We start from the raw sequence: 20,729 nt of genomic DNA on the forward strand, positions 1-20,729 counted from the left end.
ATATAAAGGAATTGTCCATAAACACTCCAATCTGTTTGTAATGTTGTTATTTGTAGTATTAAGTATTTTGATTGTGGTGCCGTACTACAATACTCCGATTGTTTCGTGGGATTTGCCATTTCATCTTTCCCCATTAAATGAAACATTTGGATATATTAAAGATGGAAATTTAACCCATTTACTTCCAGATATTTTAACTAAAACTGGTGGATCAATTGGTTATCCTTTGAATTTGTTTTATCCATCTTTTATGTTACTGCCAGAGTTGCTTTTTAGAATGATTGGATTTAGTGCATATAATGCATACTTGATTTTTTTGTTTTTTATTACTTTAGTTACTTTTGTTTCTATGTATTTAGTTTCAACTAATATTGGCGGGAGTAAATTTATTGGAGTCATCAGCTCTCTAATATATGTATTTTCTCAATATAGAATTTTTGATATGTTTCTTAGACAAGATATTTCTGAAGGTATAATTTTTATTTTTTTGCCAATTTGTTTTTATGGATTATATCAAATTCTATGTAAAGACACTAAAAAGTGGTGGATTCTTTCTATTGGAATGACGTTTGTAGTTTTAACGCATGTCGTATCAGTAATAACAATTGGTGTTTTCTTATTTTTGAGTTTAGGATTAATTTTGTTAAATTTTGATAATTTCAAAGTTAGGATTAAAAGAATTTTATATCTAATTTTAGCAACTTTTATTGCTATTTTTAGCAGTGCTATATTTCTTTTACCATTATGGGTAAATCATCAAGAGGATAGTCCATTACTTATAGAATCTGGAAACATTGATCTGCTTGCCAAATCATCAGGATTTGGAACGGTTCTTTTTGGTGAATTAAATACGGTACAACTTGGTTTAGGATTAATTATTGTTGCAACATTTATCTTTACAATTTTTTGTTTTAAGAAAATGGATATTTTTTATAAATATTTATTTATAGAAAGTATTGTATTCATTTTAATGTCTTCTAATCTATTCCCATGGCATATATTTCAGCCCGTATTAAGAATGATTCAATTTCCCAACCGTTTTTATATTATTGCTGTTTTCTTGATTTCTATTGTTGGCGGAAAATGCATTAATGATGCATTGATGAGTAGGCATGTAATCATTCAATTGCGAAGTAAAAACATATTTTTTATTTTATTTTTATTTCTATGTTTAGGATTATCATTATCTTCAGGTGAATTGATTAAAGCAAATCCTAATGCGTTAAATAATGGTGGTTCTGTCATTGTTTCTAAGAAAGATTTTGAAAAATTTACTTCTGATTTTCATAATATATACGATTATTTTCCTACCGCCTCTGAAGATGTAATTCCTTCACTATTAAGACATTCTGTACCAGCTATGAATGGTAATGGTTCTAAAATTAAACAAGTTGGTAGAAGGACTTCATATAATAAGATTAGATATAATTTGGTAAGTGTAAACAATACTGGTTGGGTAAAAATACCTAACGTTTATTACCATGGATTCCATGCTTATAACAATGGAAATGAAATTCCAATTAAAGTTAATCATGAGAAAGTAATGCAAGTTAAATTGCATAAGGGATACAATAATCTTGAAATTGTTTATAAAAAAACAATCTTACAAATAGTTTCGATCTGGATTAGTTTAATTACGTGGATGCTTCTTTTGTGGATGTTTATTAGAAATATTTTAATTAAGCACAAAAAATTAAATAAATGATCTTAAAAAACGTGAAAATATTCTTCTCACGTTTTTTATTTGGTTAAGTTGTATTTTTTATTGATTAAAAGTTTGATATCATTGTATTTGTGTTCAATATTACATAATTTAGGAGAAAATATGAAAAAAAGATTAACTTATATTGATGTAATCAACATCATTGCTATTATATTTGTTTTGTTTATTCATTCATCGTGGGATTCAACTAATAGTGCTTTAGGAGTTTTTGATTCAGTTGTTAGAGCAATCGTTGCACCTGCAGTATTTCTGTTTTTAATGAATTCAGGAACAACTTTAATTGGGTATCGAGAAAAGTATGATACAAGGATATTTTTTAAGAAAAGATTTTTTAGGGTAGTAGTACCCTTGGTTGTCTGGAGTATTATTTACTACCTTGTAGATATTGTTGTAAAAAATCCCCTTCCAGATGTTAACTTTGTCCATCACAACCCTAGTATTGGTGATTTTTTTGCCAGTTTTCTTTCAGGAAATATTAATGGAACCTTTTGGTTCTTTTATTGTGTCATTGCTCTTTATTTAGTCACTCCAATATTGTCAGTTCTTGCCAAAAGCCATAAGAATGTTTTGTTTTATATTGTAGTATTGGATTTCTTAATTAATTCCTTAATTTTATACGTGAACAATAATTTATTCCATATTGACCTATCGCCTTATATTTTACCAATTACTTCTACTAGTTATGTTGGATTCTTTATTATGGGTTATTTGATTATGGTAGGATACTTCGATGAAAAGTGGCTAAAGATCACCAAATGGATAGCCTTTGCTGCGTTAATTATCTCTATTATCATTGCGTTGTTTACTTTTAAAGGATTGCCTGAGTGGCTTAATAATCTTAAAGAATATGGTAGTCCTTTGCTATTTTTGTATGTTATTGGTTTATATCTTTGGATTAAAGATTTTGTTGAATCGCATACGATATTTGTAAAACCTAAAGTTCAGAGATTGTTAGCTAATATGGCTTCAGTTAGTCTAGGTATTTACATTTTACATCCATTTTTCTTAAAACTGTTTATGCACATTACACATACGGCTTTCAATAGTTGGATTGATATTTTGGTTATGCCATTGTTTACTTATGTAGTTTGTGGATTAGTGGTTTATGTGATTAAGAAAGTTCCATTTGTTAAGGATATTTTGCCATAGAATAAATAAAATTAATGCATAAATTTCCTTTATTGTAGAAATTATTTAACTATACACTATTAGTAATTTATTTATATAAAAAATATTTTTGTAAAAATGTAGAAGGAAAGAAGTTGTGTGAAAATTTAGATGAAGAAATAATTAAGATTCAAAAAATATTTGAATTATTACTAATGAAAGTTTGGCAAAACTCTTTAAAATAATGGTGAAAATTAAAACATCTAAATTTTCAAAAGGGCTAATAATTCCAAAGAAAAAGTAATTTCATATTTAATAAAGAATTGGTTCATTAAAAAAGGGTTGAGAGAATATTCTCTCAACCCTTTTTGGCGATAAAAACATGAAATTAATCATGGGATACTAAATTATTTTAATATCCATTACCGCGGTTCTCTTTACCTTCATTTACATGTGTGCTAGGCAAATCTAAACATATGCCAGTAGAATTTAATCTATCTTACACACCTGATATACATATGATATAAATAAAAATCATAATTGTCAAGATAATTAATCTATAATTGTTAGTCCAAATTTTCTTTCAAAACCGTTCATACCATTGTTATATCGATGTTTTCTTAAAATTTGATATATGGAAGGCTTACTTTGCTCGATACTAATTTGGTGTAATAGAAATGGTCTTGGAACGAAATCAGCAATTTGAAGACCAGCTTCATTCATTTTTTTAGGAATAAAACGCACTTCTGTCAGGCATTGTTGAACTTCTTCTGAAGAGTATATATTGGTTCCATGGGAGATGATTTTATAAAACATCTTTCTTACTCTATGGTCTAATTCATTGTTTTCTTTAGTACTTCTACTTTCAAATATGATTGTTCCATTATAGTTCATATTTTTAAGATAACAACAGAAATTTTCTATAATTACTTTTAAAGCTAAATAATAAGATGTGTAAGGGTTTCTTATTGAATGATATTTTTTATTAATGGTGGTCTGGTTCTCTAAGCATCCTATTACTGTTAGATTATTTTGATCTATTATGTTTCCAACACCCTTAATAGCAATTCTAACATTTTTTCTATGTTTAAAAGATGCATATTCTGGCTTTCTTTTAATAGTTTTTGTACTATGACTTCTTATTTCTGCCTCATGTAAAATAAATGATTTGGATTTTTGTGGTCCATATTTTTGTTCCCAAATATCTTTTTTTATATTACCAAGAGATCGCCTTACTTCAATAAGTTCTTCATTATCTTTAATAATTACTCCTGCAACACAATATTCTTTTTTATTCTTATCTGTAAATTTGCTTTCATCTAAATACAAGTTGCATGTTTGCTTTTGTACCAAATTATTTCACACCAACGTTCTCTTAAGATTATTTTATTTTAACTACTATTATACTTTAAAATCAAATATAAGTGTTTAAAATAAAGTGATATATAAAAGCTAGATACTTTATATAAATTTAGACTTTTAAGGATTCATGCCGATATTCAATCGGCGTGAGTCCGTTTTTCTTATCCGAAGTTCATTTGGTATTAAACCATTTAACATATTCCTAAACAGTTTAGTTCGATTTAAACACTCTCGTTTTAGAAGTGAAGCACCTCATAATTATTAGATTATGTCTAACAATTATGAGGTGCTTCATGGATTGGGCTTATTTATTTACTATCTATTTCGTTTTCTTCAAACTTTTTCTCTTTTTTGGATACAACACGAGATCTAAATCACCTTTAGATCCAAACTGACCTAAGTAGACATCCTGAATGGTGCATCCCTGTTTCTCACACATTTGTTCAACTTGATCGTCACTTAAGTTACGACGTTGAGCAACGTTTTCGTTTAGTTGACCATCGGTAATAATCGGGTAGTTCATGGTAGGCTCATCATTTAACGTTACGGTTAATTGACCGTTTTCTTCAAGGGTGGCGTTCTTAACGTCCTTGAAGTCGTTAACTCCATGAGTTCTGAGTTTAAAAGCAAGCTGATTAGCAGTTAGACCGTTCCGCAATGCACGGTTGACGTTTACGACACCATTTAGAATCAGTATCTGCGGACTTCCGTTGATGAGCCTATTCAGCGTATTACTCGTTCCGGTTAAGAACTTACTTGCAAAGACGATGACGGACCAGATTAACAGAATAATGACAAATTGAATTGGAGTGATGTCTTGGTTGTAGATAACACCACCAATAATTCCACCAAGAATATAGTTTTGGAGTTGATCGACGGCGTTTGACGGAGCCAGGTTACCTTTGCCAGAAAGGTTAATCTGTAAGACAATCATGATGAATCCAATCAGGAACTTCAAGAAGATGGTCCAATATTGAGAGTCACTACTACTCCACGTGAAGCCACCCTTGTTGATATGCTTGGGTTTAGATACTAGTTTAGTTGGGGTGACCGTGTAGTTGGTCATGTCAGTATTGAAGTGAACCACGTAGGCGTCTTTTCCCGCTTGAATCGTCATTCCATCAACCAGATTATTGCTACTAGCATACATCTGGTTTAGCGGAACTTTTTTCTGTTTACTGATGTTTTTCATGATTTGGACGGTCTGAGTAGTTTGACTATCAGCGTTTTTTTGCTGAAAGACTCGGCCCGTCTGCATCGCGATAATCAGTGCTCCTAACATCGTAACTAGGATGAATAGGCTTCGAAATCTTAAATTACTTCTATTTCGATAATAGAAGATCCCAGTTCCAATGATGACCAACGCAATCACAATGATTAAACCAATAAAGATGTAGTTGGTAAAATTGAAATTGTGGGAAATAAATGAATATGAATAAAGCTTCACTACTCTCACTCCAGTTCTGTATTAGTTATGTAACAATTATACTCAATTCGGACGGTTTGTGTTTTATATTTAGCAAGAAATTAACTTTTTGTTTATAATTATTTTTATTCTTAATGTATATAATTATTGTATTAGTAACATAATGATTAGGTATTAATTAAAAATTTAGAAAATTGATATTATTCTAAAATACAATTAATTATGACTAGAGTGATACAATTATTCCTGTTAAGAAACTTATATTAGTTAAAGAAGGAGTAAATATTAAAATGAATATCGATAATTTAAAAATTCCAGAAGAAAAAAGACATAAAATAGCCACGCGTTATAAACGTATTAAAGAAATAACTAATTCTAATTTCTGGAATACATATTATGATAGTAATCATACTTTGTATGTAGGTTCATATGGTAGAGGTACAGCAACGAATAATAGTGATATTGATATACTAATAGAATTGCCACCGGATAGAAAAAGAGAAACAGATAATAATGATCAATCAATTTTGTTACAAACTCTTAAAAATCCTTTAAAGAAATCATACTCAAATAGTGAGATACATGCAGATGGACAAATTGTGAAAATTAATTTTTCTGATGGGATTGATTTTGAATTATTGCCAGCTTTTTTTAATGGGAAAGAATATATTTATCCAGACAGTAATATGGGTGGACATTGGAAATCAACAAATCCTAAAAGTGAGCAAATTAATTTAAAAAGAAGAAATGAAGATTGTAATGGATTATTATTTGATACTGCTAAGTTGTTAAGGGATATTAGATATAGACATTCTACTTATAAGGTTCCAGGAATTTTAATCGATTCATTTTTATATAATAATATAAATAATTGGAAATATGTTAACACAGGTAATCCAATTCCACCTCGCGGTTCATTTGAAAAAGACTTGTTGAGTAAGGTAAATAACTTAGGAAATTCAATAACTATTCCTGGTAGCGATGATATATTTAAAATTGAGGATAAAAATAAGGTTGATTTACAAAGTGTATTAAAGGAATTATATGATGAAAAAACAAAAGAACAAATGTAAACGGGATAAATTATTGAAAGAGATTGAACGTCAATACACTAATCTTGTGTATACGTACACTACACATTTGAAAATGGTTAGCATTTTACAATGCAGAAATAATATTATTGTATATGGAAATATTATTTTTTCTTCTATTTTGACTGCTGGAATATTAATAGCTTTAGGAGGAATGTTCAATAATGGTTTATGGGACGTAGTATCTGCTATAATTTCTGCAATTTGTTTAGCACTGACTCTATTATCTAACTATTGTGAATTACCAAGAAAGATAAAGGATAATCAAATTATAGCTAATAAATTGTGGTCTGTGAGAGAAGAATATTCATCATTAATGATAGATATAAATGATAAAAAAATTGATGACCTAAAAATAATTAGAGATAATCTAACTAGAAAAACTCGTAAAATATATAAGCATGCTCCTAAAACTAGTAATCATGCGTATAAGAACGCATTAAAAGCTATTAATAATGGAGAACAGCGTGTTAGTCAAGAAAATATTAAAGATGTTATTCCAGATTTTATAAATGATAATTATGATGGTTGTTGAAGTTTGCATTAATGTAAACTTCTTTTTTATTTATGTATTTCATAAAAATGCGTAGTCTTTTAATTTATGGTTATGTTTTTTGAGAGAAACACATATGCTATAATTAAATTGAACTACTATAGGTGGTTTGATTTTTGACATTTATTAATAAACATGATGTTCGTCTGGCGGTAAGAAATATAAAAGAAGAAAGTGGAAAATTAGCAAGCGTAGAAAAAACATGATTACTTTAATAAAGTTAGGAATGTCTTCAGAAGTCGTTTTTGACTTTATCTTTAATAATTTATCAGTTGAGGATTATGTATCCGGTCCTGAAATAGATAATCATATTCCTCCATTTCCCGGACAAATTTGGAAATTTGGATTAAAAATTAGTGGTAAAGAATTATATCTTAAATATCAGATAAAGGATACTGGGATAATTTGCTGGATTTCAATTCATATTGCTGAACATAAAATAAATTATCATTTTAAATGAGGTGAATTATATGACACGTAAGCTCTTTAATGAAGAATTAGATAAGTATGACGTTTATCAAGATGTTTTTCCTATCGAAACACTCAAAGTTAAAGATGAGTCGATTACTTTAAGAATGCATTATTTAAAAGATTCAGAGGGTGAACTTTGGGTTGATTTTAATGATCCTGAAGAAAATTTGCGTATCGCTTTTAATAAATATCGTGAAATAAAGGGGTTTATGTCACCAGTCGAAGTGAAAAAAGTTCGTAGACGATATGGTTGTACGGTTCGAAAATTTGCTAAAATTCTTGGGATAAGTTCAAGCATGCTTAATCGGATTGAAAATGATAAAATAGTTCAAACGAAACAACAGGATAATTTATTTAAAGCGGCTCAAAATTCAGCAATTTTTAACACGTGGACGACTGATCATCACGATTTTGATACCAAAATGGGAAAATTAAAGGAGTCTTTTTAATGGAGTCAAAAAGTAAAGAGGAAGCACTAAACAAAAAGATTAAGAATCTGCATAACTTTGCGAACTGGGGGCTAACGCCACTGGTTGTGATCTTTATCGTGGTTTACTTTTTAACTAAACCAACCTCAATCTGGACGATTTTATTGGCGTTACTAGTGGTCTTTACGACGTTTATTGTTTGTGTAATGGCGCTAGTTTACATTCACCAGAAGAAGAAACTCCAAAAGGAATCCGATCAACAGAATTCTGATCAAAAATAACGAGATAATGGCGGTACGATAGGTAACCGTCTTTTTTTGTGGCAATTAATTAGTGTATAATCGATGATAATTAAGAAGTTAATCACAATTACTTATAAGAGGAAATCATGAAGAAAAATAAATATGCTAAAACGACTCTAGCGGTTCTTTTAATTTTGTTAGCGGCCCTTTTCTTGGTTGCAATTCAGTACTTTTCACACAGTATCCTACTAGGAAATGACTCGCTCTTTCATTTTAATCGCATTTATGACGTTGAAAAACAGCTTCAAACTGGCAACTTCAATTATTTCATGACTAACTACGGCTTCAATCAGACCGGAAGAATCGTTAACGCGGTCTATGGACCTTACATGGCATTTATCTTGGGCGCAGTTTTGCTAGCGACTAAGAGTTGGTTTAGCTTCCAGCTGGTAACGAGTTTTGTTCTGTATGTCATTGCCGGACTGGGTTCGTATGGCTTGCTTCGCCGGGTCAAGGTCAATCGTTTTTTTGCCACGGCTGGCGCCATTATTTATTTGTCACAGAACTTCATTACCGGTTGGCAGACTGATGCCCAATTCCTAGCTTGGGGTGCAGCCGTCCTGCCGTTTGCGGTGATGGTGGCTCTTGATTTGCTGGATGGTTCACCGAAGAAAATCCACGTGACATTAGCGTTAGTCGTTGCGATTTTACTTGAGATGCACATCCTGAGTGCCTTGTTTACGGTCATTATGTTAGTCCCGTTTGCGGTTGTTGGCCTTTGGCGTTCCCGAGCTAAGTGGAAGTATCTAGGGAAGATTGCGTTGAACGTGCTCTTAACGTTGATTTTGGCTGGAAACTACTTCATTGGCTTCTTGAACATTTTCGGGAAAAACGAACTCATGCCACCGTTTATGATGAAGGACATGAGTACGTATTCGGCTAATTTTAATTTTTATAATAATTTACCCAATGAAGTTGGAATCGTGCTAATACTGATTTGTGTCTTTCAGTTGGGATACATGATTATTGCCAAAAAGAAGAATCTGACTAACATCGTGGTCACGATTGTGGGTGGCTTGTTTCTCCTAGTATCATTGGCAATTCTACCTTGGAACGCGATGGGTGAGAAGTGGACCTACATGCAGAACTTCATCCAGTTCCCATACCGTTTCTTTCCGTATGCGGCAATTTTGTTGATGGTGGGTTTCTTCATGTCAATCAGTCAGATTAGTCGTGACTGGTATGAAAAAATCAGCGCATCGCACGGTGATATTCGCTATAACTACATGAAGATTTTTATGGGAATCGTGGTATCCGTCATGGCGGTTGTTGCCCTCTGGTTTGCATACTCAAACGTTCAGTATGGGGTGGATGTTTGGCATAACTCGAAGAGTTCCCCGATTAAACGTAATATGATTCGGGCCCTTCCAAACGTGGAGACGCCACGAGCGTACATGCCACCAGCTAAAAGTCCGTTTAAGAAGGATTTGAGCGTGAAACAGATTCGCTTAGACTTTATAAGTGGTAACCTTGACAAGCCCTTGCATGACGTTTCTGAATCAAATGGGGACTACTTGCCAAATGATTCTGGTAATCCCAATTTTAATGCAGTGGGATCGCAGTACCATGCTGATGTCATGAATAATCATGGCTTTAAAAAACAAGTGGACCGTAATGGTGATTTAATCGTTAAGTGGAGCGCTGATGCCAGTCAGATAAAGAATGGCTACCGCACCGTTCCGGTAATCTTGTACCATAATTCAACGGTTAAACTAAATGGTACCAAACTTAATCGTAATCAATATCGCGTTTCCGATATTGGGGGAGCAAGGGTCAAAGAAAAAGCTGGCCAGAATCAGTTGACGGTTGGATACCAGCAACCGGCACATTTCATGGCAGTGGTTGCTCTATCACTGTTGGCATGGGTTGTGACGGTCGGGTGCGTGATTATTAAGGGAATCTATAATTGGTTGAAAAAATAATAGATATACAAAAAGGATTGAGCCGTTGAGAAAGGTTCAATCCTTTTTAATGTTAAAGATTATTCCAGTTAATTCCTTTACTAATATCAGAATAGTGATTAGGATTATGGTCTTTTTGTCCTTCAAGTGCCTCTTTGAGTTGACCATTCTTTTTTAGTTCTTCGGTTTCTTTTGTGGAACTATTATTTTTCATTTTCATCATTGGCCACCACAACCTTACCAATCATTTGTTTACTTTCGACTAACTTAGTAGCTTTTCGTAAGTTTTCGGCATTGATGGGGCCAAACTGTTTGGTCATCGTGCTTACCAGATTACCCTCATCAAGCATGATACTAATCTTGTCTAAGATTTCGTGTTGGGTAATCATGTCAGGAGTATGGAATTCAGACTTGGTGAACATGTATTCCCAGGCGAAGCGAGCACGTTTTTCCTTTAATTTACTCATGTCGAGTGACTTGCCAGAGCCGGTGATTGATACAATTGTGCCAGATGGGGCAATTAACTCACAGATTTCGTCCCAGTACGCGTCAATGTTACGTAAATCTAAGATGTAGTCAACGTAATTAAAACCTTGGTCGTGAATCTTTGAAACGATGTCGTCGTGGTAGTCAACGACGATGTCGGCGCCGTGATCGAGCTCCCACTGTTTCGTCTCATCTTTTCCGGCAGTGGCAATGACTTTGAGGTTAGCGCGGTGGGCCAATTGGGTCGCAATTGAACCAACTCCACCAGCACCATTGATAATTAAGATTGATTTATTGTGGTTCTGTTCGTCACGGTCGTAAAAGTCAATGTTCATCTGTTCAAACATGGCTTCCCACGCCGTTAAGCTAGTGAGTGGCATAGCGGCAGCATGAGCATTGTCTAACTTCTTCGGGGCAATGCCAACGATGCGTTCATCAACCACTTGATACTCACTGTCACTACCAGGACGAACGTGTGAACCGGCGTAGAAGACGCGGTCACCGACACTGAAACGATTGGTCTTAGAACCAACCGCTTCAACGGTTCCAACGGCATCCCATCCGATAATTTTCGGTTCTTTTAGTGGCTCTTTTTGAGCTTCACGGGTGAAAACGTCCACTGGGTTAACCGAAACGGCAGCCACTTTTACTAACAGGTCGTGTGGTTCCGGTTTGGGCACTTCGGTGGTGAAATCAAATAAACTCTTGGGGTCATCAATTGGTAGATATTTTGTGTAACCAACGGCATTCATTTCTTTAGTCATAAGCGTTCTCCTTTTTCGTATTCTACCCCCTAGGATACCACGCAGACGGCGATAATTGTTTCCCTGGAGTTAGGTTACCATCACATTTTATGATAAAATGATGATATGGAAAGAGTGGGATGAGGTAAAAAAATGCAAAGATTGTATTGGGATTCCGTTCATGTTAACGGGGATAAAGTCTTCTTCACGATTGACGATCATGGATTGAATTTCGTAAGCAGTCCAGGTCAAGGAGTGTCTCAACTACTTGATTTTTATACGAATGATCATTTTGAGTACGCCAAAAATAGTGAGCACAGCTTGCAGTATCGTAAAACAATTAAAAACTATTTGCGAGGTAAGTCAACCAGTCTTGATTTGCCAACTGATTTTATGGGGTACGGTTCTGATGAAGACCGGTTGGTTTGGAACGAAATTGCACAGATCCCGTTTGGTGAATTAGTTACGGTTTCGGATTTGGCAAACCGTTCTGGTGTTAGTCAGGATAAAGTGGAGGATGCCATTTCAAGAAGTCCCATCTGGATCGTGTTGCCACTTCACCGGGTAACGGATCGAAACGGACGTTATCCATACCGGACAAACGAAATGACCCGTGATTTCTTGGTAAATCTTGAGCATCCTAAAAAGTAAATAATGAAATCGAGATTTCAGTCGTGAAGTCTCTTTTATTTTCGATAAATTGCTGTGAAATGACTTTTGTAAAAATGAGTGATGTTGTATAGTCATAATCACAATCAATTAATGAATGGAGTATTTAAAATGAAACATATTATTAAGGCAGACAACGGACGAGTGTTTAAACGATTGGTAACAACAGGAGTCAACGATAACAGTAATCAGTTTGATTTCAACAAGGTCAGACCGATTCCGCAACAAATTAGGGACGTAATTGTCGATAATTATTTGTCGAACGCTGCAATTGGGGTGTACATGGTCAACGTTGACTTTAATCGGGATGATATTCCGTCGACGGTGGAAGCACTAGCGGCTGATATGAATCACAATGGGGATGAATTCTACGACCACGTCCAACGTGACCAGCAGAAGTTCCTTTCAACTTTCATGGAGGTCTACGGTCAATTTGAACAACCCATGGATGACAAGATGAAAGAGGCCACCATTGCTTCACTTCAACGTGGCTATATTGGGGCTAAAAAGTATTTGATTAAGGACAATATTGACTTAGAGGTCTTTCAACCATATGATCCAGAGAGGATTTTGCAACCGGACTTAATGGAAGGCTTTCAAGGCATTGACCTGAACGTACTTGCTTGGTTGTCCAAACAGGGTGAGATGTTGATTAATAACTACATTGCCTTTCAGGCCTTTAACCAGGAAGATTGGACCAACGAGAACTGGCGCATTACCGAGAATGCGTTTGATACTGAGATTGATAAAAAAGAAAACACCATTACGTTTCACACTTACGAAATTGTCGGCTTAACTGATTTGTTTGAGACATTGCTGATTAAGTCGGATGCCCAGGCGGATGATGTGAAGTATTCGTATGAGTTGTAGAATGTAACAGAAAAGTATTTTTTATGAAAAGTCTGTGAAGATAAGTAATTAATGCGTATATGCACGATGTAAACCATTTAGTTAATTAGTTTAACTGAATGGTTTTTTATTATGGTTAATTTATTATTATGTTTCTGATTAGAAACAAATGGTATAATGATATTAGCCAAGGGAGATATGGTGATAAGCACCATGAATAATGTATCTAAGCGTAAAGTTAAAAGGGTTTTAAGGGAGATCAAAAAGAATCGATCAACTTGGCAGGTAAGCAGACGCTCTAAAAACCTGGAAACTCAAATTAAATTAGAGATGGATTCAGTAGGAATCATGAATTTTATTTATGACAATCTTTCTTGGAAGGATTATGTTTGTGGTCCAGAAAGTGATAACCACATTCCACCAATTTCTGGAGACATTTGGGTATTCGGGTTAACTATATTAAATTATGATTTGTATTTAAAATTTCAATTGAAGAAGAATTCAGTATATTGGATTTCAATTCATATTGCTGAATATCCAATACATTATCGTTATAAGTAGAAGGGAGAAAATAATGATGAAATTATTATATAATCCAGAAACAAACCAAACTGGTCAATACCGAGATGTCTACGAAAATAAAACTGTCAATTTTAAGGGTGTAGATGTTAATGTTAACGAACATTTTCTCGTTGATGAATCAGGTGAAAAATGGCTGGATTTTAATGATCCAGACGAGAATATTCATAAGATATTTGATGCTTACCGTAAATTAAAGGGGTTTATGGTGCCAACAGATGTTAGAAAGCTCAGGAAGAGTTATGGATTGTCTAGTAGGGACTTTGCTAAAACATTGGGAATGGGATATGGAACACTGAACCAGATTGAAAATAATCACATTGTGCAAAGTACCCAACAAGATGCATTGTTTCAGATGGCTAGGGATAGAAGTGCTTTTGAAAGGCTAGTAATTGAACATCATGATAATCACAAGCTAGCAACTGAGATGGAATTGTAATATTTATTTTTGAGATACATTGTTTTTATGTTCACTCATTAACAAATTACCCCCAATAAGCTAAACTTAAGTCATCAAAACAGCTCACTTTATTTCGCAAAGGAGACTTCCCATGACCCAATACATTTTAGGAATTGACATCGGCACCTCAAGCACCAAAGCCATCTTGATGACGACCACTGGTGAAATTATCGCTCAAGACAAAGCTTCATATCAGTTAGAAACTCCACATCCAGAATGGGCGCAAGAGAATGCTGACGACTGGCTCCAGGCGGTGACGTCCTTGATTAAAAAATTGGCCCAAAAAGTCGATAGTACCCACATCATTGGTATTGGCATCGACGGTCTCTACGGTGGTTCTGGGGTTCCGATTGACAAAAGCGGTCAACCACTCGGTCCCGCTTTGATTTGGATGGATCGCCGGGCTACAAAAGAAACTGAAGAAGCACTGACACTTGTTAGTAAGTCTGAACTGATGGATATCACTGGCAACTTGGCCGATCCATACTACGGTTACACTAAAATTATGTGGTTGAAACAAAACGAGCCGGAGTTGTACCGCGACACTTATCAATTTTTGCCACCTGAATCGTACGTCATTTACAAGTTTACGGGGAACATCAGCATTAATTATTCTGCGGCTGGTAACTTAGCGGGGATTTTCAACATTAATGATGATGAGTGGTCGCCTGAATTGGCAGCTAAATTAGGCATTGATTTAAATAAATTGCCACAGAAGATGATTGCTAGTACGGATGTCGCCGGTCAAGTCACTGACAAGTGGGCGCAAGAACTGGGCATTGAAGCTGGAACACCAATCTTTAATACTGGAGTTGACGTTGGGCCAGCGACGGTCGGAACTGGCGTTATTGGCACGGGTCGTATGACGATTGCGCTAGGAACGTCAATGAATGCGGCACTTGTGACCGACAAGCCACTTAAAGATGACAATCTGATTATTTGGCCGTACGCTTACAAACCGAAAGAATACTACTATAACTTTGCCGGCGCTAACACGGCTGGTGCAGTAATTGCATGGTTCACCCGTGAATTCGCTCAGGAAGTTGATAATAATAACAGTACGAAAATGTTGGACGAAGAGAGTGAGCACGTTCCCGCTGGTAGTAATGGCCTGATTGTTTTACCGTACTTTATGGGTGAACGCAGTCCGGTCTGGGATTCCAACGTTCGGGGAACCATCTTTGGGATTTCAATGACGACGAAACGTTACGAGTTATTTAAAGCATTTCAGGAGGCCATTGCCTACTCCGTTCGTCAGAGTATTGAACAGTTTGGTGATCACATTGGCGACTCGTTTACTCTAGTTGGTGGCGTTAGCAGTTCTAAAAAAATGGTCCAAATCATTGCAGACGTGACGGGTAAGACCGTCAAAACGACTGATTCTGGTGGTGAAGCCGATCTCGGAAGTGCTATTTTAGCTGGAATTGGATTGAATCAAATTCAACCTCAAGCAGTCCAAAAGTGGGTCAAAATTAATGAAAAGATTGAGCCCAATCCTGAAAGACATGAAGAGTATAATAAGTACTATGAGTTGTATCGTTTGGCGTATACGGATACGACGGACTTTTATAAGAAGTATAGTGAGTTGGTTGAAAAACAAAACTAATATAATGTGAGTGCTAACTATTTAAGTGGTTTAGCACTTTTTATAAGCCCACATTTTTGACATTCCCGCTCTACAGCTACATACTTCCCATGTATTCCAAAAAAAGAAAGAAGTATGGTAATAATGAAAATTGCAGTCTATGGCGCTGGTTCACTTGGGACCATTATTGGTGCATATCTTACCAAAGCATACGGAAAAGACAACGTGGATTTGATTGCCGACAATCCCCAGCACGTTAAGAATTTAAATGATCAGGGTGCTACGGTCACCGGTACGGCTAATTTTACCGTTCCTGTCACCGCCAAAACTCCTGATGAATTAAAATCGGACGAGTATGATCTCGTCTTACTTTTAACCAAGCAGACTCATAATGATGAAGTTCTTTCCAAGGTTAAAGAAGTGTTGAAACCAAATGGAACTTTGGTTTCGCTTCAAAACGGGGTCCCAGAAATTGCGATTTCAAAGGTCATTGACCCCGCAAACATCGTTGCTGGTTCCGTTGAATTTGGTGGTACCCAACTTAACCACACGGAGTCGGAATTGACCACAGCACTCCCAGCTTTTGAAAATGCGGCGTTTCAAATTGGTGAACTTGACGGGAAGGACACCGACCGCATTAAGATGGTCAAAGACGTGTTGAGTCACGTTGGTGGCACCGCCATTTCCGATAACTTGCTTGGAACCAAATGGTCTAAACTTTTGGTTAACTCATCGTTTAGTGGGTTGTCAGCTGCAAGTGATGCTACGTTTGGCCAGGTTGCTGACAATGAGGTGGGCTTAAAGAGTGCCCTAAACATCGTCAGTGAAGGATTAAAGGTTGGTCATGCTGACGGTGTTAAATTTGCCAAAATGGGAAATCATGATCTCAGTTCACTTACTATCGAACAGCCAAATGATGAACCAGCACAGTTGGCCTACCTGAAGTCCGCGATGAATAACAGTAAGAATCTAAAGGCGAGTATGCTGCAAGATTTGGAGAAAGGCAGAAAGACTGAGGTTGATGACATCAATGGGGTCATTGCCGAGACGGGCAAGAAGTATGGAATCAAGACCCCATTTAACGATTTGGTTATTAAAATTGTTGAAAATTCCCAAGATACAGGTAAATTGCCGAAGTTTGATGATACCATGGACCAGTTTCAACAATTACTTGATAGCAAATTGTAATTATTGTAATGAGGATTCTTACAGTACGTTAGAATTATTCGTTGTTTACTTTTAAAATATGTAATGTTATGAATCTCTAAAGGAACTTTGAGAGGTTCATTTTTTGTGTTTAAATATAAAGTGTATGAATTAATCGTATCTTAGAAAGGCGAAAAATGACTGTTGCAATATCAATCTTTATTTTTTTGTTTCTGGTCTGGCTACTGTTTGAGTTTATCAGCAGTGCCGCTTGTGGTTGTCTTTTGTTGATGTTTCTATTAGTCGCTACGATTGGTTTGTTTGCGGCTAATTTCTGGATTCTCGGTCTAATTATGTTGGTACTCGTAGTGTTTGGGGCGTTATTTAATTATTAGTAGCGTCGATTCTTTTTTAAATTACAGTAAATTAAAATTGCCAACCCTGATTAAAATTATCGGGCTGGCAATTTTTTGGCTTAATTTTTATTATCGTGTTGTTCATGCCACTTCTTGATTTGTTTAAGGCGTTCTTTAAACCGGATCTCATGACCTTCACTCGTGGGTTTGTAGTAGACGTGGCCTTCAACTGATGGTGGCATCGTTTTCATCGTCGTTAGTTTGTCTTGATAGTTATGCGCGAGTTCATATCCTTTCCCGTAGCCCAAGTTTTTCATTAACTTAGTGGGAGCGTTTCTGATTTGCAGGGGAACGGGATCATCAGCGGTTTCCTTGACGTCTTTCTTGGCCGCTAGTCGTGCCTTATAGAGGGCGTTTGATTTTGGTGCGAGTGAGAGGTACGTAACGGCCTCTACGAGGTGGACGTCACACTCTGGCATCCCCAGAAACTGACAGGCCTGAAACACGTTAATGGCAACGTTTAAAGCATTCGTGTCAGCTAAGCCAACGTCTTCACTGGCAAACCGCACCAATCGTCTCGCAATGTAAAGCGGGTCTTCCCCACCGTCTAGCATACGAGAAAGCCAGTAAATGGCCGCGTCAACGTCACTATTACGCATCGATTTATGCAAAGCTGAGATAATGTTGTAGTGTTCTTCGCCATTTTTGTCGTACAGCACAAACTTGTCACCAATCAGTTGTTTCAGACCATCTAACGTTATTTTAGTGACACCGTCTTTTTTGTCACCGTTGAGGACGGCCATTTCCAGGATGTTTAATGCTTTACGGGCGTCACCGTTAGCAAAATTAGCAATCTCGTTAATTTCATCCTGGCCGATTTTGATGTTCTGTTTGCCAAAGCCATTAGGATTCTTTAAGGCGTTGCTTAAGAGCCTAACCACGTCAGACGGTTTTAAAGCGTGCAGGACGAAGACCTTACAGCGTGATAGTAACGCCGAATTGACTTCAAACGACGGATTCTCGGTGGTGGCTCCAATCAAGATGATGCTACCCTGTTCGACGTAGGGTAAAAAGGCGTCCTGTTGGGCTTTGTTGAAACGATGAATTTCGTCGACGAAGACAATCGTTTTTTGCCCAATTGCTTGATCTTGCTCAGCCTGACGCATGATTTTTTTAATTTTGCTGATGCTGCTGTCGGCCGCACTGAAACTATAAAAGTTTGATTGCGTTTTTCTGGCGATAATTTCGGCCAAAGTGGTTTTACCAACCCCAGGTGGTCCCCAGAAAATCATGGAAGAAACCTGGTCGTTTTCAATTAGTTCTCTTAAAATTTTTCCTGCTCCAAGGAGGTTTTGCTGTCCCACAAATTGGTCTAAAGTCTTGGGACGAACTCGACTGGCCAAGGGGACGTTTTGGTCTTGATTGTTAAAGAGTGATTCTTGCCGCATGGTTACTCACTTCGATTCTACTAGAAAGTTTAGTCTTTAATTAAGTTTAAGTTAATACACTTGGGGAAATCATGCAATCAATGGGTTTAAAAAAGCTCTCTGATTAAAATTTTAATCAAAGAACTTCTTTTGCTTAGATTTCATATGATGGTTTAGTGGATAATAAATCTTTAACCTGTTCATCAAGGGTTGGTAATGGTCTACCAATGACCTGCGGCAGGTCCGGATCGTTGTCAGTATTGTTTGCCAAGATTTCTTGATGAGTCATGCCAAATTTGACGGCCTGTTCGTCGATGTTTTCATCTAAGACCCCGGCCCTGATCATGCCTTGAACGCCGACCATGAAATTAATTGAACCCTTGTCATAGCCACGTTTTGCTAAAGCTTGGCGGTAGTTGTCATCGTTTAACAAGTTAACCTTAAAGTCCCTGTTGGTGTTGGCAATGACTGAGGCTGCTAAGTCAGCGTATGTGTGTTCGTTTCCATAGAACTCATAGACATCCTTGGTCTTTTCGTCGCTTGCCATGACCTTGGCCGCCGCAAACGCGTAGTATTTCTCTTCGGCCCAGCCAACTTTGCCGTCACCAGCGGAGAAGATAAAAGCCGCTCCCTTAGCGGAACGTTTGATGAGGTCGAGGTCGTTTTCTAGGTACCAGTTGTTTCTAAGAAAGGAATGGTTGATGCCAGTTGCCTCAATTAATTTTTCGGTCTTGGCGTGGTCCTCTGCTAGTGGCACCTTGGCGATGTCAGCGTGGGGGAAGCTCGTATAAGCGATAAACTTGACCTTAGCTTTGACGGCGGCGTTGACCACGTTTTCGTGTTGGACGTAGCGGGGATGTTCTGGATCAGGTTGCGATGAGACAAACAGGAGCTTGTCAATTCCACTAAAGGCCTGATTCAGACTTTCAGTGTCATTGTAGTCACCCTTTCTGATTTCAACTCCCGCAGGATACATCTTTTTGGCTTTTTCCGTGTTTCTAGCGATTACGACGATGTCTTCGACAGGGACCAGTCGAATCAAGCCCAAGATAGCACGTTCACCGAAACGACCCGTTCCGGCAGTAACTCCATATTTCATAGTATTTTCTCCTTCATTTTCGTTATCTAGAAACTAGCATTAATCTTTTCAAAAGGCAATTAAACTATTTTTGGAAATGATTCTTTATGAAAGCCACGATGATAATGATATAATGGGAACGTATAAACAGAAGAGGAGGGTTTAGTATGAGTGACAGAAGACCTAGTGAAAAACAAGAAAAGAACTTATTGCATAAGTTAGAAAAAGACGATAACAAAAAAGATCGTGGCCATGAAAACCGTTCAACCGATGGGAAAGAAATTCATAAACACATCGAACGTAGTGACCGTCCTGAAGAACCAAATAAGGATCGCAAATAATTAATGGTACAAAAAAAGATCGCGAATCCGCGATCTTTTATTTTTGATTAGAATGAACGAACAATTAACAAAATTCCAAAGAACATGAAGTAAAATGCCACTAAGAATAATGCAACTGACATTGCCATGGCTGGTTGGAATAATAGAACAATTCCTAAGATCAAGCCAATAATACCAAGAATGACTTCAAACCAGAAGTAACCCTTGTGGTTTCTTTCGGCAAATCGACTGTACCATAGTTCAAACAATGAATCGATGATGAACCAGATTGATAACATCAACCAGATGTAGATTCCACCAACGGCAGGGTCTAAGAAGATCAAGATACCAATGATGATATCAAGCACACCGTTAATGACAAGCCAAACTGGTGACATCCCTAATGATTTGTCTAGTTGAGAAATTTCAGCAATCTTGAAGATCCCTTCAACGATTGACAGGATGGCAATGACGAAAACTAATGCCTTAAATGAGTTCAATGGATTCTTCAAAATGAAGAGTGATAAGATCACACTCAGGATTCCGATAACCAGTGAAAACGGGTCAAAGCCCTTTGTTTTACTAAACATATGAACACTCCTTTTTATTTATTAGCCTAAGCTTAAATTCATTTTACCAAAATTTAAGAAATAAACCACCATTGAAA

Annotated in this window: 22 protein-coding genes; 15 read left to right on the forward strand and 7 right to left on the reverse strand. The window is 36.4% G+C overall.

Translation table 11 applies throughout. The features are described 5' to 3' along the window. Positions 1-40: 40 nt before the first annotated feature. Both AC6UDE_RS01455 and AC6UDE_RS01460 read left to right on the forward strand, forming a co-directional pair. Entirely contained in the window at positions 41-1,705 is a 1,665-nt protein-coding gene (locus AC6UDE_RS01455) for a putative glycosyltransferase family protein (protein ID WP_500696401.1), read from the forward strand. A gap of 120 nt (positions 1,706-1,825) precedes the next feature. Next, positions 1,826-2,872 carry an acyltransferase gene (locus AC6UDE_RS01460; RefSeq protein WP_500696402.1) on the forward strand — a complete coding sequence of 349 codons (1,047 nt, stop codon included), beginning with the start codon at positions 1,826-1,828 and terminating at the stop codon, positions 2,870-2,872. Positions 2,873-3,382: 510 nt separating this feature from the next. Here the strand turns inward: AC6UDE_RS01460 and AC6UDE_RS01465 are convergent. Then, on the reverse strand, positions 3,383-4,159 hold the full coding sequence (locus AC6UDE_RS01465) for a DUF3800 domain-containing protein (protein ID WP_500696403.1): 777 nt from the start codon (positions 4,157-4,159) through the stop codon (positions 3,383-3,385). A 352-nt stretch (positions 4,160-4,511) separates the two neighbouring features. Further along, a complete protein-coding gene (locus AC6UDE_RS01470) occupies positions 4,512-5,639 on the reverse strand; it encodes a DUF3290 family protein (RefSeq protein WP_500696404.1) in 1,128 nt (375 codons plus the stop codon). Positions 5,640-5,908: 269 nt separating this feature from the next. Between AC6UDE_RS01470 and AC6UDE_RS01475 the strand changes: the two genes are divergently transcribed. The 6 genes from AC6UDE_RS01475 to AC6UDE_RS01500 all read left to right on the forward strand — a co-directional run bounded on the left by AC6UDE_RS01475 (position 5,909) and on the right by AC6UDE_RS01500 (position 10,385). After that, positions 5,909-6,691 carry an SMODS domain-containing nucleotidyltransferase gene (locus tag AC6UDE_RS01475; protein WP_500696405.1) on the forward strand — a complete coding sequence of 261 codons (783 nt, stop codon included), beginning with the start codon at positions 5,909-5,911 and terminating at the stop codon, positions 6,689-6,691. Continuing rightward, on the forward strand, positions 6,666-7,244 hold the full coding sequence (locus AC6UDE_RS01480) for an SLATT domain-containing protein (RefSeq protein WP_500696406.1): 579 nt from the start codon (positions 6,666-6,668) through the stop codon (positions 7,242-7,244). The genes AC6UDE_RS01475 and AC6UDE_RS01480 overlap by 26 nt, the downstream gene beginning before the upstream one ends. A 220-nt stretch (positions 7,245-7,464) precedes the next feature. Then, positions 7,465-7,722: a hypothetical protein gene (locus AC6UDE_RS01485; protein WP_500696407.1), complete on the forward strand. Its 258-nt coding sequence runs from the start codon at positions 7,465-7,467 to the stop codon at positions 7,720-7,722. Positions 7,723-7,732: 10 nt separating this feature from the next. After that, positions 7,733-8,182: a helix-turn-helix domain-containing protein gene (locus AC6UDE_RS01490; protein WP_500696408.1), complete on the forward strand. Its 450-nt coding sequence runs from the start codon at positions 7,733-7,735 to the stop codon at positions 8,180-8,182. Then, a complete protein-coding gene (locus AC6UDE_RS01495; RefSeq protein ID WP_500696409.1) occupies positions 8,182-8,442 on the forward strand; it encodes a hypothetical protein in 261 nt (86 codons plus the stop codon). Before AC6UDE_RS01490 ends, AC6UDE_RS01495 begins: the two co-directional genes overlap by 1 nt. Positions 8,443-8,549: 107 nt before the next feature. Continuing rightward, positions 8,550-10,385 (forward strand): putative glycosyltransferase family protein, encoded by a 1,836-nt coding sequence (locus AC6UDE_RS01500; protein WP_500696410.1) that lies wholly within the window; start codon positions 8,550-8,552, stop codon positions 10,383-10,385. Positions 10,386-10,437: 52 nt separating this feature from the next. Here AC6UDE_RS01500 and AC6UDE_RS01505 read toward each other — a convergent pair whose 3' ends face one another. Both AC6UDE_RS01505 and AC6UDE_RS01510 read right to left on the reverse strand, forming a co-directional pair. Further along, on the reverse strand, positions 10,438-10,584 hold the full coding sequence (locus AC6UDE_RS01505; protein WP_500696412.1) for a hypothetical protein: 147 nt from the start codon (positions 10,582-10,584) through the stop codon (positions 10,438-10,440). Next, on the reverse strand, positions 10,568-11,614 hold the full coding sequence (locus tag AC6UDE_RS01510; RefSeq protein WP_500696413.1) for a zinc-binding alcohol dehydrogenase family protein: 1,047 nt from the start codon (positions 11,612-11,614) through the stop codon (positions 10,568-10,570). The genes AC6UDE_RS01505 and AC6UDE_RS01510 overlap by 17 nt, the downstream gene beginning before the upstream one ends. A 132-nt stretch (positions 11,615-11,746) precedes the next feature. On the opposite strand from AC6UDE_RS01510, the gene AC6UDE_RS01515 reads away from it, so the two are divergent. The 6 genes from AC6UDE_RS01515 to AC6UDE_RS01540 all read left to right on the forward strand — a co-directional run bounded on the left by AC6UDE_RS01515 (position 11,747) and on the right by AC6UDE_RS01540 (position 16,923). Continuing rightward, the gene (locus AC6UDE_RS01515) at positions 11,747-12,244 is read left to right on the forward strand and encodes a methylated-DNA--[protein]-cysteine S-methyltransferase (RefSeq protein WP_500696414.1); all 498 of its coding nucleotides are present in this window, start codon (positions 11,747-11,749) and stop codon (positions 12,242-12,244) included. 129 nt (positions 12,245-12,373) lie between these two features. Next, positions 12,374-13,132: a hypothetical protein gene (locus tag AC6UDE_RS01520; protein WP_500696415.1), complete on the forward strand. Its 759-nt coding sequence runs from the start codon at positions 12,374-12,376 to the stop codon at positions 13,130-13,132. 156 nt (positions 13,133-13,288) lie between these two features. Further along, entirely contained in the window at positions 13,289-13,672 is a 384-nt protein-coding gene (locus tag AC6UDE_RS01525; RefSeq protein ID WP_500696416.1) for a hypothetical protein, read from the forward strand. Between the two features lie 16 nt (positions 13,673-13,688). After that, positions 13,689-14,129, forward strand: a complete 441-nt coding sequence (locus AC6UDE_RS01530) for a helix-turn-helix domain-containing protein (RefSeq protein WP_500696417.1) — start codon at positions 13,689-13,691, stop codon at positions 14,127-14,129. Positions 14,130-14,241: 112 nt separating this feature from the next. Continuing rightward, the gene (locus AC6UDE_RS01535; RefSeq protein WP_500696418.1) at positions 14,242-15,756 is read left to right on the forward strand and encodes an FGGY-family carbohydrate kinase; all 1,515 of its coding nucleotides are present in this window, start codon (positions 14,242-14,244) and stop codon (positions 15,754-15,756) included. A gap of 123 nt (positions 15,757-15,879) precedes the next feature. Next, a complete protein-coding gene (locus AC6UDE_RS01540; RefSeq protein WP_500696419.1) occupies positions 15,880-16,923 on the forward strand; it encodes a ketopantoate reductase family protein in 1,044 nt (347 codons plus the stop codon). Between the two features lie 433 nt (positions 16,924-17,356). On the opposite strand, the gene AC6UDE_RS01545 is transcribed toward AC6UDE_RS01540, so the two are convergent. Beyond that, positions 17,357-18,685, reverse strand: coding sequence for a replication-associated recombination protein A (locus AC6UDE_RS01545; RefSeq protein WP_500696420.1), 1,329 nt, complete (start codon positions 18,683-18,685; stop codon positions 17,357-17,359). A 133-nt stretch (positions 18,686-18,818) separates the two neighbouring features. Beyond that, positions 18,819-19,763, reverse strand: coding sequence for an NmrA family NAD(P)-binding protein (locus AC6UDE_RS01550; RefSeq protein ID WP_500696421.1), 945 nt, complete (start codon positions 19,761-19,763; stop codon positions 18,819-18,821). Between the two features lie 146 nt (positions 19,764-19,909). Here AC6UDE_RS01550 and AC6UDE_RS01555 point away from each other — a divergent pair, with 146 nt between their 5' ends. After that, entirely contained in the window at positions 19,910-20,083 is a 174-nt protein-coding gene (locus tag AC6UDE_RS01555; RefSeq protein WP_500696422.1) for a hypothetical protein, read from the forward strand. A 47-nt stretch (positions 20,084-20,130) separates the two neighbouring features. Here AC6UDE_RS01555 and AC6UDE_RS01560 read toward each other — a convergent pair whose 3' ends face one another. Beyond that, positions 20,131-20,652 (reverse strand): HdeD family acid-resistance protein, encoded by a 522-nt coding sequence (locus AC6UDE_RS01560; protein ID WP_500693370.1) that lies wholly within the window; start codon positions 20,650-20,652, stop codon positions 20,131-20,133. Positions 20,653-20,729 lie beyond the last annotated feature (77 nt).

This window comes from Fructilactobacillus sp. X2R5C3, assembly GCF_059901325.1.

Coding starts and splice junctions, on each gene's coding strand:
- AC6UDE_RS01485 (WP_500696407.1), top strand. CDS start 7,465: ATGATTACTTTAATAAAGTTAGGAATGTCTTCAGAAGTCGTTTTTGAC.
- AC6UDE_RS01550 (WP_500696421.1), bottom strand. CDS start 19,763: ATGAAATATGGAGTTACTGCCGGAACGGGTCGTTTCGGTGAACGTGCT.
- AC6UDE_RS01515 (WP_500696414.1), top strand. CDS start 11,747: ATGCAAAGATTGTATTGGGATTCCGTTCATGTTAACGGGGATAAAGTC.
- AC6UDE_RS01505 (WP_500696412.1), bottom strand. CDS start 10,584: ATGAAAATGAAAAATAATAGTTCCACAAAAGAAACCGAAGAACTAAAA.
- AC6UDE_RS01555 (WP_500696422.1), top strand. CDS start 19,910: ATGAGTGACAGAAGACCTAGTGAAAAACAAGAAAAGAACTTATTGCAT.
- AC6UDE_RS01525 (WP_500696416.1), top strand. CDS start 13,289: ATGATATTAGCCAAGGGAGATATGGTGATAAGCACCATGAATAATGTA.
- AC6UDE_RS01495 (WP_500696409.1), top strand. CDS start 8,182: ATGGAGTCAAAAAGTAAAGAGGAAGCACTAAACAAAAAGATTAAGAAT.
- AC6UDE_RS01510 (WP_500696413.1), bottom strand. CDS start 11,614: ATGACTAAAGAAATGAATGCCGTTGGTTACACAAAATATCTACCAATT.
- AC6UDE_RS01520 (WP_500696415.1), top strand. CDS start 12,374: ATGAAACATATTATTAAGGCAGACAACGGACGAGTGTTTAAACGATTG.
- AC6UDE_RS01500 (WP_500696410.1), top strand. CDS start 8,550: ATGAAGAAAAATAAATATGCTAAAACGACTCTAGCGGTTCTTTTAATT.
- AC6UDE_RS01480 (WP_500696406.1), top strand. CDS start 6,666: ATGAAAAAACAAAAGAACAAATGTAAACGGGATAAATTATTGAAAGAG.
- AC6UDE_RS01490 (WP_500696408.1), top strand. CDS start 7,733: ATGACACGTAAGCTCTTTAATGAAGAATTAGATAAGTATGACGTTTAT.
- AC6UDE_RS01560 (WP_500693370.1), bottom strand. CDS start 20,652: ATGTTTAGTAAAACAAAGGGCTTTGACCCGTTTTCACTGGTTATCGGA.
- AC6UDE_RS01475 (WP_500696405.1), top strand. CDS start 5,909: ATGAATATCGATAATTTAAAAATTCCAGAAGAAAAAAGACATAAAATA.
- AC6UDE_RS01540 (WP_500696419.1), top strand. CDS start 15,880: ATGAAAATTGCAGTCTATGGCGCTGGTTCACTTGGGACCATTATTGGT.
- AC6UDE_RS01535 (WP_500696418.1), top strand. CDS start 14,242: ATGACCCAATACATTTTAGGAATTGACATCGGCACCTCAAGCACCAAA.
- AC6UDE_RS01545 (WP_500696420.1), bottom strand. CDS start 18,685: ATGCGGCAAGAATCACTCTTTAACAATCAAGACCAAAACGTCCCCTTG.
- AC6UDE_RS01460 (WP_500696402.1), top strand. CDS start 1,826: ATGAAAAAAAGATTAACTTATATTGATGTAATCAACATCATTGCTATT.
- AC6UDE_RS01455 (WP_500696401.1), top strand. CDS start 41: ATGTTGTTATTTGTAGTATTAAGTATTTTGATTGTGGTGCCGTACTAC.
- AC6UDE_RS01530 (WP_500696417.1), top strand. CDS start 13,689: ATGAAATTATTATATAATCCAGAAACAAACCAAACTGGTCAATACCGA.